The organism is Arthrobacter sp. zg-Y916 (assembly GCF_020907385.1).
GTDB lineage: Bacteria > Actinomycetota > Actinomycetes > Actinomycetales > Micrococcaceae > Arthrobacter_B > Arthrobacter_B caoxuetaonis.
On the sequence record NZ_JAJJOD010000002.1, the window covers coordinates 279,516 to 297,772 of the forward strand.

Sequence of the window (18,257 nt, forward strand, 5' to 3'; positions counted from 1 at the left end):
CCATGTCCACGTCCCTGGCGGTTCCGGCCGCGATTCCCAGCCCCCCGGCTGACTTCAGCAGTTTCTCGCTGGGGCCGCTGACCATCCACGCCTACGCGCTGTGCATCCTCGCCGGTATCATCCTGGCGTTGTGGATGACCTCGGTGCGATGGAACAAGCGCGGGCTCCCGCAGGACTCCGTCTTTGACATCGCCATCTGGGCGATTCCCTTCGGGATCATCGGCGGGCGCCTTTACCACGTGGTGTCTTCTCCGGACGCGTACTTCGGGCCCGACGGGGACCTGGCCCTGATCCCGCAGATCTGGCGCGGCGGGCTGGGTATCTGGGGTGCCATCGCCCTCGGTGCCGTGGGTGCATGGATCGGCTGCCGCAGGGCCGGCATCAAACTCTCCACCTTCGCCGACGTGGCCGCTCCGGGAGTGCTGCTGGCCCAGGCCGTGGGCCGCTGGGGAAACTGGTTCAACCAGGAGCTCTTCGGCGGACCGACGGATCTTCCCTGGGGCCTGGAAATCGACCCGAACAACACCAACTTCCCCGACGGCACGGCGCCGGGCACCCTCTTCCACCCCACGTTCCTCTATGAGTCGCTGTGGAACCTGGCGGGCGTGGCGGTGCTGCTGCTGCTGGATAAGCGCTTCCGGCTGCGCGGCGGGCGCCTCTTCTGGCTCTATGCCGCCATTTACACCGCCGGACGGGTATGGATCGAAATGCTCCGGATCGACGACGCCGAGATGATCACCCTGTTTGGCACCACGCAGCGCCTGAATGTGTGGACGAGCGCCGCCATGCTGCTGCTCTCCATCGGGATGTTCATCTTCCTGTCGGTGCGTGCCCGGAAGACACCGGAAACGTCGCTGTACCTGGAGGGCGGACCCGTCCCTGCCGGTGAAACCGCTGGCCAGAGTAACAATTCACCGGTTGATAACAAGAATGAAACAGAATCCGGGAATGTGAAATCTGCGTCACGAACGCGTGAAGCGCGTGCTAATGTCGCAGAGACAAAAAACGAGGCTTCTAAAAAGCCTTCCCGGTCCGATCATTCGGACCCAGCCACGTAGGACCTGCGCCCGGGTTACCTCCCGGGCAGTCCTGATGCCACATCGAGGTGGCGGCGAGCGGTGGCCGCGCGGGGACAACCCCGCTCCGGCATCCGGACGGACGTAGTTTCCAGAGCCAGCCCCCACCCCCCATGCAGGGCCCTCACGGGAATACAGTCGTAGAATCATCTGACACGCCGGCAGGTACGTGCCGCCGGCGTGGGGCCAATGTCGTCCCCTCCGTACGTTCAACAGGGGGAAGGACTTACCCTATGACTCACTCAATGTCCCCTCAGCCTGCGCAGGTGGTGTCGCCGTTCCAGCGGTTCGCGGCCTACCCGGAAGACGCTGGCCTTTACCGGGCCGAGAACGAAAAAGACGCCTGCGGACTGGCCGTCATTGCCACCCTCCGCGGCGAACCCGGGCACGACATCGTCGATGCGGCGCTGACGGCGCTGCGCAACCTTGAACACCGCGGAGCCGTGGGCGCCGATGAAGGCACCGGCGACGGTGCCGGCATCCTCACCCAGGTTCCGGACGAGTTCTTCCGTGCCGTAACGGATTTCGAACTGCCGGTTGCCGGCAGCTACGCCGTTGGTACGGCGTTCCTCCCCACCGAAGAACGCGAGCAGGAAACCGCCCGCACCGGCGTCGAAGCCATTGCCGAGTCCGAGGGCCTCACCGTCCTGGGCTGGCGCGAGGTTCCGATTGCCGCAGACATCGTCGGCGCCATGTCCCGGGCCTGCATGCCGTACTTCGTCCAGGTCTTCCTGGCGCCCGTGGACGCGGCCTGCACGGACCTCGACGCACGTGCCTTCCGGGTCCGGAAGCGCTCCCAGAACAAGTTCGGCGTCTACTTCCCGTCCCTGTCCTCCAAGACCATGGTCTACAAGGGCATGGTGACCACCGCCCAGCTGGAACCCTTCTTCCCGGATCTCTCCGATCCGCGGTTCAAGACCAAGCTCGGCATTGTGCACTCCAGGTTCTCCACGAACACCTTCCCGTCCTGGCCGCTGGCCCAGCCCTTCCGCGCCATTGCCCACAACGGTGAGATCAACACGGTCAAGGGCAACCGGAACTGGATGCGTGCCCGGCAGTCCCAGCTCAAGAGCCCGCTGCTCGGGGACACCCCCGAAGAGCTCTTCCCCATCTGCACGCCCGGCGCCTCAGACTCGGCATCCTTCGACGAAGTCGCCGAACTGCTGATGCTCTCCGGCCGGCCGATCACGCACGCCGTGATGATGATGATCCCGGAAGCCTGGGAAAACCACGCCACCATGGATCCGGCCCGCCGCGCGTTCTACCAGTACCACTCCATGCTCATGGAACCGTGGGACGGCCCCGCCGCTGTCTCCTTCACCGACGGCGACCAGGTCGGAGCGGTCCTGGACCGCAACGGCCTGCGTCCTGCCCGTTACTGGATCACCGAGGACGGCCTGGTGGTCCTGGCGTCCGAGGTTGGCGTTGTGGACATCGATCCCGCCAAGGTGGTCCGGAAGGGGCGGGTGTCCCCGGGCAAGATGTTCCTGGTTGACACCGCTGAGGGCCGGCTGATTGAAGACTCCGAGATCAAGGCGGAGATTGCTGCCGCCAATCCGTGGGCCGAATGGGTCCGCGAGAACCAGGTCTCGCTGGAGGAGCTGCCCGAGCGTGAGCATGTGCTGCACACCAAGGCCTCCATCAACCGCCGGCAGCGTACCTTCGGCTACACCCAGGAAGAGCTGCGTATCCTGCTCGGCCCGATGGCCCGCACGGGTGCCGAACCGCTGGGTGCCATGGGCTCCGATACGCCCATCGCAGTGCTCTCCAAGCGGCCCCGGCTGCTCTTTGACTACTTTGTGCAGTCCTTCGCCCAGGTGACCAATCCGCCGCTGGATGCCATCCGCGAGGAACTGGTCACCTCCATGCAGAACTCGATCGGCCCGAACGGGAACCTGCTGGCGCTCGGGCAGGTCAAGACGCACCAGATCGCCCTGAAGTTCCCGGTCATTAACAACGATGAACTGGCGAAGATCGCCAACCTCACCAATGAAGACGGCGAAAAGTTGTCGCTGAAGGTCCGCGGCCTTTACCGGCCCGACGGCGGCGAGTCCGAACTGCGGGCACGCATCAGCGAAATCTGCGAGAAGGTCTCCGGCGCAGTCAACCGCGGCGTGGAGTACATCGTGCTCTCCGACCGCGACTCGAGCGCCCAGTGGGCACCGATTCCGTCCCTGCTCCTGCTCTCCGCCGTGCACCACCACCTGCTCAAGAGCGCCAACCGCACCAAGATCTCCCTGCTGGTGGAGGCCGGAGATGTCCGCGAGGTCCACCACGTGGCGGTCCTGATCGGTTACGGCGCTTCGGCGGTGAACCCGTACCTGGCCATGGAAAGCTGCGAGGAACTGGTCCGCAACGGGGACATCACCGGTGTCACCCGGGAACAGGCCGTTACCAACCTGATCAAGGGCCTGGGCAAGGGCGTCCTCAAGATCATGTCCAAGATGGGTATCTCCACGGTGGCCTCCTACTGCGGCGCCCAGACGTTCGAAGCGATTGGCCTCGGCCAGGAGCTCGTGGACGAATTCTTCCACGGCACCCAGACCCAGCTCGGCGGCGTCGGGCTGGATGTGATTGCTGCGGAGAATGCGGCACGCCACACCAGTGCCTACCCGTCTGACGAGATCGAGGAACCGCACCGCAGCCTGGATAACGGCGGCGAATACCAGTGGCGCCGTGAAGGCCCGCCGCACCTGTTCAATCCGGAAACTGTTTTCCGCCTGCAGCACTCCACGCGCGAACGGCGCTACGACGTGTTCAAGGCCTACACCCGCGGCGTGGATGACCAGGCCAAGGACCTGATGACGCTGCGCGGCCTGCTGGACTTCAAGACGGGGGAGCGTCCGCCTGTTCCGCTGGAGGAAGTCGAACCGGTTTCCTCGATCGTGAAGCGGTTCTCCACCGGCGCGATGAGCTACGGCTCCATCTCGCAGGAAGCGCACGAGACCCTGGCGATCGCCATGAACCGGCTGGGCGCCAAGTCCAACACCGGTGAAGGCGGCGAGGACGTGGACCGCCTCCTGGATCCCGAGCGCCGCTCCGCCATCAAGCAGGTTGCCTCCGGCCGTTTCGGCGTGACCAGCCTGTACCTGACCAATGCCGATGATCTGCAGATCAAGATGGCGCAGGGCGCCAAGCCCGGCGAAGGCGGCCAGCTGATGGCGCAGAAGGTCTACCCGTGGGTGGCCAGCACGCGCCACTCCACTCCCGGCGTCGGCCTGATCTCCCCGCCCCCGCACCACGACATCTACTCGATCGAGGACCTGGCGCAGCTGATCTACGACCTGAAGCGGGCCAACCCGTCCGCCCGGGTCCACGTGAAGCTTGTCTCCGAAGCCGGAATCGGCACCGTGGCAGCCGGCGTGACCAAGGCGAAGGCCGACGTCGTGCTGGTGTCCGGGCACGATGGCGGCACCGGTGCCTCGCCGCTGAACTCGCTGAAGCACGCCGGTGCTCCCTGGGAGCTCGGCCTCGCCGAAACCCAGCAGACCCTGATGCTCAACGGCCTGCGCGACCGCGTGGTGGTGCAGGTGGACGGCCAGCTCAAGACCGGGCGCGACGTCGTTATCGCCGCCCTGCTGGGCGGCGAGGAATTCGGATTCGCGACCGCCCCGCTGGTGGTCTCGGGATGCATCATGATGCGCGTCTGTCACTTGGACACCTGCCCGGTGGGCGTGGCAACCCAGAATCCCGAGCTGCGCGCCCGCTTCTCCGGCAAGCCGGAGTTCGTGGTGAACTTCTTCGAGTTCCTGGCTGAGGAAGTGCGTGAACTGCTGGCCGAACTCGGATTCCGTTCCCTTGAGGAAGCAATCGGCCACACCGAAATGCTGGACACCAAGGCAGCAGTGGACCATTGGAAGGCCGACGGCCTGGACCTGGAGCCGATCCTGCGCGGCCACGAAGTGGACCCCGGTGCACCGCTGCGCAACCTGGTGACCCAGAACCACGAACTGGATGCGCACTTCGACAACAAACTGATCGAGATGAGCGCCGACGCACTGCAGAACCGGCAGCCGGTGCGGATCACGCTGGACGTGGTCAACACCGACCGGTCTGTGGGCACCATGCTCGGCCACACGGTCACCAAGACCTTCGGAACCGACGTGCTGGCAACAGACACGATCGACATCACGCTGACCGGCCAGGCCGGCCAGTCGCTGGGAGCGTTCCTTCCGGCCGGCATCACGCTGCGCCTGTTCGGTGACTCCAACGACTACGTGGGCAAGGGGCTTTCCGGCGGACGGATCATCGTCCGCCCGGACCGTGCCAACGTCTTCCCTGCCGAGCGCAACGTCGTGGCCGGAAACGTGATCGGTTACGGCGCCACCAGCGGCGAGATGTTCCTTAGCGGCCAGGTCGGCGAACGCTTCCTGGTCCGGAACTCCGGTGCCACCGCCGTCGTCGAGGGAATCGGCGACCATGGCTGCGAATACATGACCGGCGGCCAGGCACTGGTCCTGGGCTCCACGGGACGGAACTTCGGTGCCGGCATGTCCGGCGGCACCGCGTTCGTGGTGGACCTCGACCGCGCCCGGGTCAACAAGGACGCCATGGAGTCCGGCGAACTGCTGCTTCTGCAGCCCGACGCCGAGGACGTGGACATTGTCCGCGGCCTGCTGCTCAAGCATGTCGAGGAAACCGGCTCCGCGCTGGCGTCCTCGCTGCTGGAGGACTTCGAAACGACTGTTTCCCGCATAACCAAGGTGCTGCCGCGCGACTACGCGGCAGTTCTCGATGCCCGCGCCTCCGCGGCTGAAGCAGGGCTGGACCCTGACGGCGCCGAAGCATGGACCAAGATTCTGGAGGTAACCGGTGGCTGACCCACGCGGATTTCTGAAAGTGCGCGAGCGCCAAACCCAGCCGCGCCGGCCCGTACCTGTACGCATCATGGACTTCAAGGAAGTCTACGAACGGCAGGAAAAGGGTGTACTGAAGGAGCAGGCCGGACGCTGCATGGACTGCGGCATCCCGTTCTGCCACCAGGGCTGCCCGCTGGGCAACCTCATTCCGGAATGGAACGACCTCACCTGGCGGGACAAAGGCCAGGAAGCGATCGAGCGCCTGCACGCGACGAACAACTTCCCCGAGTTCACCGGCCGGCTCTGCCCGGCGCCCTGCGAGGCCTCCTGCGTGCTGGGAATCAACCAGCCCGCCGTGACGATCAAGCAGGTGGAAGTTTCCATCATCGACCAGGCCTTTGACGAGAACTGGGTTGTTCCGCATGCTCCGGAGCGGCTGACCGACAAGACCATCGCCGTCGTCGGCTCCGGACCTGCGGGCCTGGCTGTGGCCCAACAGCTCACCCGGGCAGGCCACACCGTGGCCGTGTACGAACGCGATGACAAGATCGGCGGCCTGCTGCGTTACGGCATCCCCGACTTCAAGATGGAGAAGGACCAGATCGACCGCCGGCTGGACCAGATGCGCGCCGAAGGCACGCGCTTCCGCACCGGCGTCGAAGTGGGCAAGGATATTTCGTGGGAGCAGCTGCGCCGCCGGTACGACGCCGTAGTGGTTGCCACCGGTGCCACAGTTCCGCGCGACCTGCCCATTCCCGGGCGTGAACTCTCCGGCGTGCACTTCGCGATGGACTACCTGGTGCAGTCCAACCGTGCCGTTGCGGGGGAGAAGGTCAAGAACCAGATCCACGCCGAGGGCAAGCATGTGGTGATCCTGGGCGGCGGAGACACCGGTGCTGACTGCATCGGCACCGCGCACCGGCACCAGGCAGCGTCGGTAACCACGCTGGCGATTGGCCAGCAGCCGCCGGCGGAGCGGGCGGCGCACCAGCCGTGGCCGATGTACCCGACCCTGTTCGAGGTTGCCAGTGCCCACGAAGAAGGCGGTGAGCGGACCTATCTTGCCTCGACAGTCGAGTTTGTGGGCGAGAACGGCAAGCTCACGGGCGTAAAGGTCGCGGAGACCGAGTTCGTGGACGGAAAGCGCCTGCCGAAGGCGGGAACCGAGCGGATCATCCCCGCGGACCTTGTGTTCCTCTCCCTGGGCTTCACCGGACCGGAACCGGCAGGGCTGGCCGAACAGGTGAACGCCGAGTTCGACGAGCGGACCAACGTGAAGCGCGACGGGTACTACATGACGAACACGCCCGGCGTCTTCGCCGCCGGTGACGCGGGCAGGGGACAGTCCCTGATCGTCTGGGCCATTGCCGAAGGGCGGGCCTGTGCGGCCGCCGTCGACAAATGGCTCGAGGGCTCCACCCGGCTTCCCGCGCCGGTTGCACCGACGGACCGGGCCATCGCCCCGCTGTAAAGATAGAGACGGACGCCAAAGGCGCCGGACCCCGGTCCGGCGCCTTTGCCGCAGCCACGGGGGAGTGCTCCCATGACTGCGTAAAAGGAATCGGACGACTAGGGTAGGACATATGAGACGCGCAAAGATTGTTGCAACCTTCGGACCCGCTATTGCCAGTTACGAAAACACCGTGGCCGTGCTGCGTGCGGGGGTGGACGTAGCTCGCATGAACATGAGCCACGGCGATCATTCCGTCCACAACACCACGTACGAAAACGTCCGCCGGGCCTCCGCTGAGCTCGGGAAGCCGGTGGGTATTTTTGCGGACCTCCAAGGCCCCAAGATCCGGCTCGGCCGGTTTACGGACGGTCCGCATTTCCTGAACCGCGGCGATGTCTTCACCATCACCGTTGAGGACGTGCCCGGCACCGCCGAGCTTTGCTCCACTACGTACAAGGGCCTTCCGGGTGACGTGAACGTTGGCGACATCCTGCTGATTGACGACGGCAAGGTCGCGCTGCGCGCCACGTCGGTGGACGACAAGCAGGTGGTCACCGAGGTGACCGTTCCCGGACCGGTGTCCAACAACAAGGGCATCAACCTGCCCGGCGTGGCAGTCAACGTGCCCGCCATGAGCGAGAAGGACGAGGCAGACCTCCGCTGGGCGATCCGCCGCGGCGTGGATATGGTTGCGCTCTCCTTCGTCCGCAATGCAGCCGATGTGGTGCGGGTCCACGAGATCATGGACGAAGAAGGCCGGCGCGTTCCGGTTATCGCCAAAATCGAGAAGCCGCAGGCCGTCGCGGCGATCGAAGAGATCATCGACGCCTTTGATGCCATCATGGTCGCCCGCGGGGACCTCGGCGTCGAGCTGCCGCTGGAAGATGTTCCGATGGTCCAGAAGAACGCCATTGAGCTGGCCCGGCGCTGGGCCAAGCCCGTGATCGTGGCGACCCAGGTCCTGGAATCAATGATCGAAAGCCCGCGGCCGACCCGCGCCGAGGCTTCCGACTGCGCCAACGCAGTGCTGGACGGCGCGGACGCCGTCATGCTCTCGGGCGAAACCTCCGTGGGTAAGTACCCGATCGACACGGTCAAGACGATGGCACGGATCATCGAATCCACCGAAGAGCACGGCCTGAACCGTGTCCCCCCGCTGGGCAGCAAGCCGCGCACCCGGGGCGGTGCAATCACCCGCGCCGCAGTGGAAATCGCCGACCAGCTGGACGCCGCATGCATCTGCACGTTCACCCAGTCCGGCGACTCGGCGCGCCGGCTTTCCCGCCTGCGGCCGAAGAAGCCGGTGTTTGCCTTCACCCCGGTGGAATCCACCCTGAACTACATGTCGCTGTTCTGGGGAATCCGCCCGCTGCTGGTCGAATTCGCCGAACACACTGACACGATGACCGCGCAGGTGGACCGCAAGCTGCTGGAGAACGGAATCGTGGAGGAGGACGCCATGGTGGTTATTGCTGCCGGATCGCCTCCCGGACAGGCCGGCTCCACCAACCTGCTGAAGGTCCACCGGGTTGGTGACGCCGCGGATGCCGGTGAAAGCCGCCGCCGCGAGAAGGAAAAGGTCGGCCCCTGGCCGGTCAAGGAAGCCAACAAGGGCAAGGCCAAGCCCATCTAGGCGCCAGGCCCACGCAAAAGTCCCCGTCCGGAACCATCCGGACGGGGACTTTTGCGTTGCCGCTTTGGCCTTAGTTGACCTGGTTGATGATGGTCTCAGCAACCTCGCGCATGCTGAGGCGGCGGTCCATGGAGGTTTTCTGGATCCAGCGGAAGGCTTCCGGTTCGGTCAGCCCCATCTTGGTGGTGAGCAGGCTCTTGGCCCGTTCCACGAGCTTGCGGGTGGCAAACTGTTCCTTGAGGTCGGTGACCTCATCCTCCAGCGCCTTGATTTCCTCATGCCGGGAGAGGGCGATCTCGATGGCGGGAATCAGGTCCGCAGGGGTGAAGGGCTTGACCACGTAGGCCATGGCACCGGCCTCACGCGCCCGCTCCACCAGTTCCTTCTGGCTGAACGCCGTGAGCAGCACAACGGGCGCGATGCGGGCCTTGACGATGGCCTCAGCAGCGGTGATGCCGTCCATGACGGGCATCTTCACGTCCATGAGCACCAGGTCCGGCTTGAGCTCGTTGGCCATCTGCACGGCCTTCTCGCCGTTGTCTGCTTCACCGACTACGTCATAGCCTTCGCCGGTCAGGATCTCCACGATGTCGAGGCGGATCAGCGTCTCGTCTTCAGCAACGAGGACGCGCCGCGCGGGGGTATTGGACGGTACGGGCTCGGATGACTCAGACACAGATGCTCCTCTAAAGACGACAGCACTACCGGTGGCGCCGGCAGTTCACGAAATCAGACTATCTGCATGTAGAGTAGTTTCGCGCCCAACACGGTAGATCAGAACGTTTGATCAACATCACAGGGCCTGCCCGAATGGCGGAATTGGCAGACGCGCTGCACTCAAAATGCAGTATCGAAAGGTGTGTGGGTTCGAGTCCCACTTCGGGCACCAACGGCAGTCCAGGCAATGACGACGGCGACCAGCAGCACAGCCGCGTAGCCCAGGCCGGAGTACCCCGCCGCGGCAAGCACCGGCCCGGCCAGCGCCCCGCCGAGCGCCCCCGCGACGTTCATCCCCAGATCCGAAATGCCCTGGACCGCCGTGCGGTCGGGAACGGCCACCGACTCGGATACCAGGGCCGATGCCGACACCACCGAGGCAGACCAGCCCAGCCCCAGCAGGACCAGGCTGACGGTCACCACCGCGGAGGACTCTGACCCGGTTCCAGCGAGGATCAAGGCAGACAGCAGCAGGAGCTGTCCTCCCAGGATGACCTTCCGGCGTCCGGTTCTGTCCGAGAGCCAGCCAAAGACGGGGGAGAGCGCGTACATTCCGGCGATGTGCAGGCTGATGGTGAAGCCGATGATGCTGATGGCCGCACCATGGCTGGCCAGGTGGACCGGGGTCATCGACATCAGCGCGACCATCACTGCGTGGCTGAGGGCAATGACCGCGACGGCATACCGTGCCGCCGGGGCATGCCGGAGGACCGAGAGTCCGCCGCGCCTGGGCCGGGAGGGGCCCGGGTCCGGAACCCCGCCGCCGGTGCCGTCGTCGTCGCCCCCGGCGTCGTCCCCTGACTGCCGCTTTACGGCCAGCAGCGGATCCGGGCGAAGCCCGGAGAGGTAGACCGCCGCCGCGGCCAGCTGGGCTGAGAGCGAAAAGACGAAGGCACCCGTCAGCGGAGGCAGTCCCAGGGCAGCGCCGACGACCTCGCCCGGGCCAAAAAGATTCGGTCCGAGGACTGCGCCGATGGTGGTGGACCACAGCACCACGGACAAGTCTTTGCCCCGGGTCGCTTCCGTGGCCAGGTCACCAGCGGCGAACCGGGCCTGCAGGCTGACGGCGCTTCCGGCACCAAGCAGCGCCAGCCCTGCGAGCAGCAGGGGGAAGAAGCCGGTGACGGCCGAGCCGATGGCGGTGATGGAACCAGCCGCCGCGATCAGGACTCCGGTGGAGAGCGAGACCCGGCGGCCGGACGTCTGCGCCAGCCGGGCCAGGGGAACCGCTGCCGCTGCCGCCCCCAGTGTGCTCATGGTGGCCGCCATGCCGGAGAAGGCGGGGGAGCCGGAGAGCTCTGCGGCAAGGAGGGCGCCCAGCGACAGGGTCGCGCCCATGCCGACCCCGCCCAGGATCTGGCCCGCCACGAGCACGGACAGTACCCGCCGCCGCGTGGGGAGGGCGGGCGCCGCCGTCGTCTTGTTCCTGCGTGCAGCCACCGTCAAACCGTTCATCTGTGCCGTTGTTGTCTTCGGCAGGATATCCCGGACTTGCCGCCGGATCGGTTAGCCCGTCGAGTCCAGGGACTCGATCAACCGGCGGACCGAACCGCCGAGGTTCCATTCCCCGGCGAGTGACTCGAGTTCGGTTCGCCGGTCTCCGGTCACCGGCGAAAGCCGGGCGCCGGCGTCTTCCGGGGACGGAACGTCAAGGTCCCGGACAATCCGCACGACGCTCGGCGCGGAGGCGAGGTAGTCCGCTGCAGCGGTCAGCTTCGCGCGCATGGCCGAGGACAGTTCACTGCTTCGGTCTTCCACTGCGGCCAGCAGGGACTCCAGCGTGCCAAACTCAGCAAGCAGGGACGCCGCGGTCTTCTCGCCGATGCCGGCTACGCCGGGAAGGCCGTCGGAACTGTCGCCGCGCAGCGTCGCGTAGTCGGCGTACTGCTCCGGCAGCACGCGGTATTTGGCGACGACGGCGGCGTCGTCCATGTCCTTGAGGTTCTTCATTCCGCCCGCGGTGTAGAGCACCCGCACCTGGCGTGCGTCGTCAATGACCTGGAACAGGTCCCGGTCGCCGGTGACGGCGTGGACCGGCATCGTGGCCTGCGCGGCGTAGCTGCCGATCACGTCATCAGCCTCGTAGCCGGGAACGCCGACCACGGGTATACCCGCCAGGGCGAGCATCCTGCGGATCAGCGGGATCTGGGCCTCGAGCGCGTCCGGAACCACCTCGACGTCGGATCCGCCGTCAACCACGCGCGCCACCCGGTGCTCCTTGTAAGAGGGGAGCAGGTCCACCCGCCACTGCGGCCGCCAGTCATCATCCCAGCACGCCACCAGGTGTGTGGGGGAAAATTCAGCAGTGAGCCTGGCGATCATGTCCGCCAGTCCGCGCACGGCGTTGACCGGCGTTCCGTCTCCGCGGCGGATCGAATCGGGCACTCCGTAGAACGCGCGGAAGTACAGCGAGGCGGTGTCCAGAAGCATCAGGCGATCAGGCATAGCCCGATCCTGCCACGGAAGCGCGCCGTCGTGGGCGCTTCCCGGGTGCCTTGTGCGAATGGATACCGTTCCCGCCAAGGCGCCGCTAGTGTGGGACCGTCTCGCCCGGTTCCCAGGAAAGCAGGCCTGCATGGCTCCCAAGACCATCGTGATCACCGGCGCGTCCGACGGCGTAGGCGCGGCCGCAGCGCGCCGGCTCGCCAAGGACGGGCAGCACGTCGTGATCGTCGGGCGTTCGCTGGAGAAGACGGCCGCCGTCGCTGCGGACACCGGCGGTGAGTACTTCACTGCCGATTTCGCCGACCTGGGCCAGGTCCGCAGCCTTGCCTCCGACCTGCTGCAGCGCTACCCGCGGATCGACGTCCTGGCGAACAACGCAGGCGCCATCTTCGGAAAGGAACGTCAGGTCACAGTCGACGGACACGAAATGACGTTCCAGGTGAACTACCTGGCGCCGTTCCTGCTCACCCGCCTCCTGACCGACCGGCTGCTGGAGTCCAAGGGCACGGTGATCAACACCTCCAGCCTGGGCAACCGGCTGTTCGGCCACGTGGACCTCGACGACCTGGAACAGGAACGCGGCTACAGGCCACACAAGGCGTATGGCGACAGCAAGCTGGAGCAGATCCTCTTCACCGAGGAATTCGACCGGCGCTACCGTGCCGCCGGAGCCACGTCCACCTCCTTCCACCCGGGCACCATTGCCTCCAGCTTCTCCAATGCGCCGGGCACTGCGATGCACGCCGCCTATGCTTCGCCGCTCAAGAGGTTCCTGGGGACACCGGAGAAAGGCGCCCGCACCCTCGTGTATTTGGCGGAAGGGACCCCGGGAGAGGACTATCCGACCGGAAAGTACTTTGTCCGCTGCAAGGTGGCCCGGCCGAATAAGCAGGCCGGCGATGCTCTCCTTGCCCTCGGTCTGTGGAACAAGTCCGTGGCCATGCTGGAGGGGTAAAGCCCGAAAGCTGCCCGGGTGCGTGGCGGGCCAGCAGGTGAAGCGTCATGCAGCGCACAGGTGAAGGATTGGAGTTCGGAATGGAATCTGCGGGGCAGGACAGCACGGGCACTGGAAACGGCAGGCCGGCAGCCGGGGAATACGACGTCGTCGTCATCGGCGGCGGAGCAGCCGGACTCAGCGGTGCCCTGGCGCTGGCACGTGCCCGCCGCACGGTCCTGGTGGTCGACGCCGGCGAACCCCGCAATGCTCCCGCCTCCCACGTTCATAACTACCTGGGTCAAGAGGGCGCACCGCCGGCCGAACTGTATGCGGCCGGCCGGCAGGAGGTCCTGCAGTACGGGGCGGAATTCGTCCAGGGCCGGGTGGAGACCGTAGGACGGATCGACGGCGGCGGATTCAGTGTCCGGCTCGGCACCGGGGACACGGTGCGGGCACGCCGAATCCTCGCGGCTACCGGCGGGGCGGACCGGCTGCCGGACGTCGAAGGGGTCCGGGAGCACTGGGGCACAGGCGTGCTGCACTGTCCGTACTGCCATGGCTGGGAGGTCCGGGACAAGGAGATCGGGATCCTGGCCGTTGACATGGCCACGGCCGTGCACCAGGCGCTGATGTGGCGGCAGTGGAGCGAGCACGTCGCACTGTTTTTGCACACCGCCGGGACGCCTGACGCAGAGCAGGCCGAGCAGCTGGCCGCCCGCGGGATCCGTGTGGTTGAAGGAGAAGTAATCCGGGTCGAAGGGCCGAAGAAGGTCACCGGGCTGCGCCTGGCCTCGGGGGCGCTGGAACCCTGCGACGCCGTCGTGGTCTTTACCCGGGTGCAGGCCCGCGCCGGCTACCTGGCAGGTGTGGGGCTGGAGGTCGTCGAACAGTTCGCCGGGGAGATCCCGACCGGCACCGCCGTGCCGGTCAAACCGAACGGCGCTACCGAGGTGCCCGGCGTGTATGCCGCCGGAAACGTCGCCGAACCCATGGTCCAGGTCATCGCATCAGCCGCTGCGGGAATGTCCGCCGGGGCCGCGATCAACATGGATCTCATCACCGAGGATATCCAGCAGGCGGTTGAGTCCGCGGCACGGTCTGTCCGGAGCGGTTAGCAGGGGGACATCCGTGATTTCCAGTGCGGGGATCCTGCTGTACCGGCGCGTCAAGCCCGGCGAAGAAGCCGGGCGGGACAGTGCCGCCCTGCAGGTGTGGATCGCGCACATGGGCGGGCCGTTCTGGGCGCGGAAGGACGATCATGCCTGGTCAGTTCCCAAGGGCGAGTTCGTTCCGCCCGAAGATGCCCTGGCGGCCGCGAAGCGGGAGTTCGGCGAAGAGATGGGCTGGCCGGCTCCCGACGTCGAATACCGGCTTCTCGGTACCTTCCGCCAGTCATCGGCCAAGACCATAACGGTCTTCGTTGCCGAAGCGGATATCCCTGACCGGCAGACCAGCAGCAACACCTTTGAACTTGAATGGCCGCCACGGTCCGGGGCGCTGCGGAGCTTCCCCGAAGTCGACCGGGCCGGCTGGTTCACGGTGGCCGAGGCGCGGACCAAGCTCGTCAAGGGGCAGGTGCAGCTCCTGGATGCCCTGGCCGGGCAGTTGCCAGGTGGTGCTGAACGGTGACCGGGGTGCCGAGGTACTGCCCGTAACGGGCGGCCGCCCGGCCGACGGCGTTCCAGTCATGGTCGCTCACGGGGGAGAAGGGCTGCACGGTAAGCGCCGTACCGGCACGTGTGGCCTTGCGGGACCACAGCCCGGCGACCCGGCCGCGCAGCACGAGGGTGGGCTTGAAGACGCCGTTGTTGCCCGGGACGGTCAGCGGAGCATGCTCGGGCTCAAGGGCTGCGCTGCGGTCCTGGTAACCCAGCAGGTATTCGTCGAAACCGGGCAGCAGGAGGGCGGTTTCCCGGCGGGAGCGTTCCCGGCCGGCCGCGGCGGGCGTCCCAGTGTGCAGCTGCCAGTGCACGGTCCCGCAGTACTCAACTTCCTCGAGTTCACCGGACACCTCAGCGATCCCGGAGCGGATCGACGTCAGGGGCAGTTTGCTCCACCACGCGATGTCCGCGGCTGTTGCCGGGGAACGGCCCGTAAGGTACCGGCGCACCAGCTCACCCAGGGCATCCGGACCGCTCAGGTCCCGGCGCCGGGTAACCCAGTCGTCAAGCAGGACGAAGAGCTGCTCCTTGCCCTCCATCGGACCCAGTACCGTGGTTCCGGAAATGCTGAGGTGCCACAGCAGGTGGTAGCCGCGCTGGCCGGCAGTTGAAATGCCGGCGGACTCGAACAGGAGCAGCAGATCCCCGCGTCCCAGCCGGTTCCCGCCGGCAAGCGCCCGCTCGGTGAGCTTCCGCGCCTGTTCCAGTGTGCCGTCGTCGAGCTCCAGTTCCTCCCGGCGCCGGGCGGCGGAGCGCAGCGTGCGTTCAGCGGTGAGCTTGAGGATCCAGTGAACGTCCGCGGCGCGGAGCATATGGAGTGTCCCGCGGAAGGGCCAGCTGCGGACCAGCGTGCCGTCGTCAAAGGCAGCCATAACGTCGGGAAGGGACGCGCCGGAACGCAGCCCGAGGGACCAGAGCGCCCCGGGGAGGTCCTGGCCCTGCAGGGCGAACAGGCGGTCCACGGCACCGGCGGGTCCGCCCAGGTCGGCAGGCGGTCTGCCCAGGGCATGGCTGGCAGCGCGACGGCGCAGCATTTCAGCGCGTCCGATGGTCTCCAATCGGCTCTCCATGCTGCTCTCCGTCCTATGCGGCGCAGGGAAGTCCCCGCAGGCGTGGAAAGTCTAGGCCAGCGAACCGTCCTGGGGGGCCGTTCCCCGGACGGATCCGGGGCGGAGGTCCAGGAGGCGGGACTCCACGTGGTCGAGCGCCAGCCGGACAGCACCGGTGGCGACCAGCATTTCACCCAGTTCCGAGACCGCCAGGCGCGGAGGATCCGGTACGTATTTGGCCAGCTCCTCGGTCATGACCGGAAGCAGTGCTGTAGCCGAAGCGGCAACGGCACCGCCGAGGACAATGATGCGGGGGTCAAAGAAGGTGGACACCAGCGCCAGTACCCGGGCCATCCGCCGGCCGATCCGGTCGAGGATCTCCGCTGCGGTGCCGTCCCCGGCTGCCGCTGCCTCGAAGACATAGCGGGCCGACACACGGTTGGTCTGCGTTCCCACCAACCGGCGAATCATCCCGTCGTGCCCGGCATCCAGGGCAGCTGTGCCCCAGAGGCGCGCCAGCTTGGCGATGCCGTCCTGGTTCCCGACGCCGTCGACCAGTTCCAGGCCTCCCATGGTTCCGGCACGTCCGCGCGCTCCGTGGACCAGCCGCCCGGACTCGATGACCCCGGTACCCAGGCGTTCACCGGCCAGCACCACGGCCAGGTTGGCCTCGCCGGCGCCCGTGCCTCGCCAGCGTTCGGCGAGGGCGGCAAGCTTTGCATCGTTCTCCACCAGGACCGGCCAGCCGAAGCCGTCGCGGAACTCCTGCGTGAGTCCGAGGTCGAACATGGGAGCCAGTTCCTGCCCCGGTGCGATGCTGCCCTCCGGTGTGACCTGGGCGGCGATACCCAGAGCCGTGCCCAGCACGGCGGAGGCCGGCACTCCGGCTTCCTCCAGGGCCTGCCCCACGGCGGCGATCACATCGGAACGGCGGTCGGCTGGTGTTCCGCCGTGGCGCGGGAACCGGGACTCGGTACCGCCGACGACGGTTCCGGCAAGGTCGGCCACCACAACTCGCACGGTGGCCAGGCCGACGTCGAGTCCCAGGACATATCCGGCGCTCTCGTTGAATTCAAAGCGGCGCGCCGGACGGCCCTTTTGCCCGCCCGCGCGGGGAGAAGGTGTCTCCCGGGCCCAGCCCCGGGCGATGAGGTCGTCACAGACTGCCATCACCGTGGCACGTGTAAGGCCGGTTGCGTCGATGAGGTCGGTTCCGGTGGCCGAAGGCACCGAGCGCAGCACGTCCAGGACGGAGCGCAGGTTGGTGCGGCGCAGAAGCTGTGGGGTGCTGGCGGCGGTGTCCAAAGTTAGGGCCCCTTTGACGAGTGGCGGGAATAACAGCATAATTGTACTAGTTTATATATTTAGTCTCTAAATATAATCCTCAAGCCTTCAGGAGGCACTTGTGAGTATTCGAGTCGGAATCAACGGTTTTGGCCGCATCGGGCGCAATTTCCTCCGCGCCGCCCTGCACAGCGAGAACGGTTTCCAGATCGTTGCCGTCAATGACCTGGCAGATCCGGAACTGCTGGCGCACCTGCTCAAGTACGACTCGGTTGCCGGCCGCCTCCCTGAAGACGTGCGCGTCGTCGACGGTGATCTCCAGGTGGGGAACCAGACCATCAAGGTTCTGGCTGAGCGCGATCCGGGCAGTCTGCCCTGGCGTGACCTCGGTGTGGACATCGTGATCGAATCCACCGGCCTGTTCACCAAGGCCGCCGACGCCGAAAAGCACATTGCGGCCGGCGCCCGCAAGGTCTTGATCTCCGCTCCGGCCAAGGATGAGGACTTCACCGTGGTAATGGGCGTAAACGACGGCGACTACGATCCCGAGAAGCACAACATCATCTCCAACGCGTCCTGCACTACCAACTGCCTGGCTCCGATGGCGGATGTACTGAACCGTGAATTCGGCATTGAGCAGGGCCTGATGACCACCATCCACGCCTACACGGCAGACCAGAACCTGCAGGATTCCCCGCACCGCGACCTTCGCCGGGCCCGTGCCGCCGCCGTGAATGTGATTCCCACGTCCACCGGCGCAGCCAAGGCCATTGGCAAGGTTCTTCCGGAACTCAAGGGCAAGCTGGACGGCTACGCCATGCGCGTTCCGGTGCCCACCGGTTCCGCCACGGATCTGACGGTCACAGTCAGCCGGGAAACCACGGCCGCAGAAGTGAACGAGGCCTTCCGCGCCGCTGCCGCTTCGGACCGCTGGTCCGGCATCCTCACCTACACCGAAGATCCGATCGTCTCCTCGGACATCGTCGGGGATCCGGCGTCCTGCATCCTTGACGCCGGCTTGACCAAGGTCCAGGGCAACCAGGTGAAGATCGTGGGCTGGTACGACAACGAGTGGGGTTACTCCTCCCGCCTGGTGGACCTCACCGCGCTGGTGGCCTCCAAGCTCAGCTAAGGCCTTTCCCCTCAAGCGAGATAACAGAAACTGCCCGTTAGAGCGCTCTAACGGGCAGTTTTTGCTATCTC

At 66.3% G+C, this 18,257-nt stretch carries 12 protein-coding genes, 1 tRNA gene and 1 pseudogene; 9 read left to right on the plus strand and 5 right to left on the minus strand.

What is annotated here, in order from left to right; translation table 11 throughout:
* The first annotated feature begins 2 nt into the window (after positions 1-2).
* The 4 genes from lgt to pyk all read left to right on the plus strand — a co-directional run bounded on the left by lgt (position 3) and on the right by pyk (position 8,961).
* The gene (lgt, locus tag LOC59_RS06640; protein ID WP_227917105.1) at positions 3-1,058 is read left to right on the plus strand and encodes a prolipoprotein diacylglyceryl transferase; all 1,056 of its coding nucleotides are present in this window, start codon (positions 3-5) and stop codon (positions 1,056-1,058) included.
* 251 nt (positions 1,059-1,309) lie between these two features.
* Positions 1,310-5,896, plus strand: coding sequence for a glutamate synthase large subunit (gene gltB, locus LOC59_RS06645; RefSeq protein ID WP_229971115.1), 4,587 nt, complete (start codon positions 1,310-1,312; stop codon positions 5,894-5,896).
* Positions 5,889-7,346 carry a glutamate synthase subunit beta gene (locus LOC59_RS06650; protein ID WP_227896864.1) on the plus strand — a complete coding sequence of 486 codons (1,458 nt, stop codon included), beginning with the start codon at positions 5,889-5,891 and terminating at the stop codon, positions 7,344-7,346. The genes gltB and LOC59_RS06650 overlap by 8 nt, the downstream gene beginning before the upstream one ends.
* A 112-nt stretch (positions 7,347-7,458) precedes the next feature.
* The gene (gene pyk, locus LOC59_RS06655; RefSeq protein ID WP_227896863.1) at positions 7,459-8,961 is read left to right on the plus strand and encodes a pyruvate kinase; all 1,503 of its coding nucleotides are present in this window, start codon (positions 7,459-7,461) and stop codon (positions 8,959-8,961) included.
* A gap of 70 nt (positions 8,962-9,031) precedes the next feature.
* Here the strand turns inward: pyk and LOC59_RS06660 are convergent, their stop codons facing one another.
* Positions 9,032-9,637, minus strand: a complete 606-nt coding sequence (locus LOC59_RS06660; protein ID WP_227896862.1) for an ANTAR domain-containing response regulator — start codon at positions 9,635-9,637, stop codon at positions 9,032-9,034.
* Between the two features lie 128 nt (positions 9,638-9,765).
* Here LOC59_RS06660 and LOC59_RS06665 point away from each other — a divergent pair.
* Positions 9,766-9,850, plus strand: a tRNA-Leu gene (locus tag LOC59_RS06665).
* A gap of 68 nt (positions 9,851-9,918) precedes the next feature.
* On the opposite strand, the pseudogene LOC59_RS06670 reads toward LOC59_RS06665, so the two are convergent.
* Together LOC59_RS06670 and LOC59_RS06675 are read right to left on the minus strand one after the other, a co-directional pair.
* Positions 9,919-11,133 (minus strand): annotated as a pseudogene (locus LOC59_RS06670) (MFS transporter); the annotation flags it as partial.
* Positions 11,134-11,184: 51 nt separating this feature from the next.
* Positions 11,185-12,123: a 5'-3' exonuclease gene (locus LOC59_RS06675; protein ID WP_227896861.1), complete on the minus strand. Its 939-nt coding sequence runs from the start codon at positions 12,121-12,123 to the stop codon at positions 11,185-11,187.
* A gap of 130 nt (positions 12,124-12,253) precedes the next feature.
* Between LOC59_RS06675 and LOC59_RS06680 the strand changes: the two genes are divergently transcribed.
* Genes LOC59_RS06680 through LOC59_RS06690 form a run of 3 tightly spaced genes read left to right on the plus strand, consistent with a single transcriptional unit; the run spans position 12,254 to position 14,689 of the window.
* Positions 12,254-13,078 (plus strand): SDR family NAD(P)-dependent oxidoreductase, encoded by an 825-nt coding sequence (locus tag LOC59_RS06680; RefSeq protein ID WP_229971116.1) that lies wholly within the window; start codon positions 12,254-12,256, stop codon positions 13,076-13,078.
* Positions 13,079-13,125: 47 nt separating this feature from the next.
* Complete coding sequence (locus LOC59_RS06685; RefSeq protein WP_229971118.1) at positions 13,126-14,175, plus strand: NAD(P)/FAD-dependent oxidoreductase; 1,050 nt, start codon at positions 13,126-13,128, stop codon at positions 14,173-14,175.
* Between the two features lie 13 nt (positions 14,176-14,188).
* The gene (locus LOC59_RS06690; RefSeq protein ID WP_229971120.1) at positions 14,189-14,689 is read left to right on the plus strand and encodes an NUDIX domain-containing protein; all 501 of its coding nucleotides are present in this window, start codon (positions 14,189-14,191) and stop codon (positions 14,687-14,689) included.
* Here LOC59_RS06690 and LOC59_RS06695 read toward each other — a convergent pair.
* Entirely contained in the window at positions 14,625-15,791 is a 1,167-nt protein-coding gene (locus LOC59_RS06695) for a winged helix DNA-binding domain-containing protein (RefSeq protein WP_229971122.1), read from the minus strand. The two genes, LOC59_RS06690 and LOC59_RS06695, sit on opposite strands and share 65 nt — an antisense overlap.
* 51 nt (positions 15,792-15,842) lie before the next feature.
* The gene (locus LOC59_RS06700; RefSeq protein WP_229971123.1) at positions 15,843-17,075 is read right to left on the minus strand and encodes an ROK family protein; all 1,233 of its coding nucleotides are present in this window, start codon (positions 17,073-17,075) and stop codon (positions 15,843-15,845) included.
* Positions 17,076-17,175: 100 nt separating this feature from the next.
* On the opposite strand from LOC59_RS06700, the gene gap reads away from it, so the two are divergent.
* Entirely contained in the window at positions 17,176-18,186 is a 1,011-nt protein-coding gene (gene gap / locus LOC59_RS06705; protein ID WP_229971125.1) for a type I glyceraldehyde-3-phosphate dehydrogenase, read from the plus strand.
* The last annotated feature ends 71 nt before the right edge of the window (positions 18,187-18,257 follow it).

Bases quoted from the DNA above. Each gene is read 5' to 3' on its own strand.
- LOC59_RS06695 (WP_229971122.1), bottom strand. From the start codon at position 15,791: ATGGAGAGCCGATTGGAGACCATCGGACGCGCTGAAATGCTGCGCCGT.
- lgt (WP_227917105.1), top strand. From the start codon at position 3: ATGTCCACGTCCCTGGCGGTTCCGGCCGCGATTCCCAGCCCCCCGGCT.
- LOC59_RS06675 (WP_227896861.1), bottom strand. From the start codon at position 12,123: ATGCCTGATCGCCTGATGCTTCTGGACACCGCCTCGCTGTACTTCCGC.
- LOC59_RS06685 (WP_229971118.1), top strand. From the start codon at position 13,126: ATGCAGCGCACAGGTGAAGGATTGGAGTTCGGAATGGAATCTGCGGGG.
- gltB (WP_229971115.1), top strand. From the start codon at position 1,310: ATGACTCACTCAATGTCCCCTCAGCCTGCGCAGGTGGTGTCGCCGTTC.
- LOC59_RS06680 (WP_229971116.1), top strand. From the start codon at position 12,254: ATGGCTCCCAAGACCATCGTGATCACCGGCGCGTCCGACGGCGTAGGC.
- pyk (WP_227896863.1), top strand. From the start codon at position 7,459: ATGAGACGCGCAAAGATTGTTGCAACCTTCGGACCCGCTATTGCCAGT.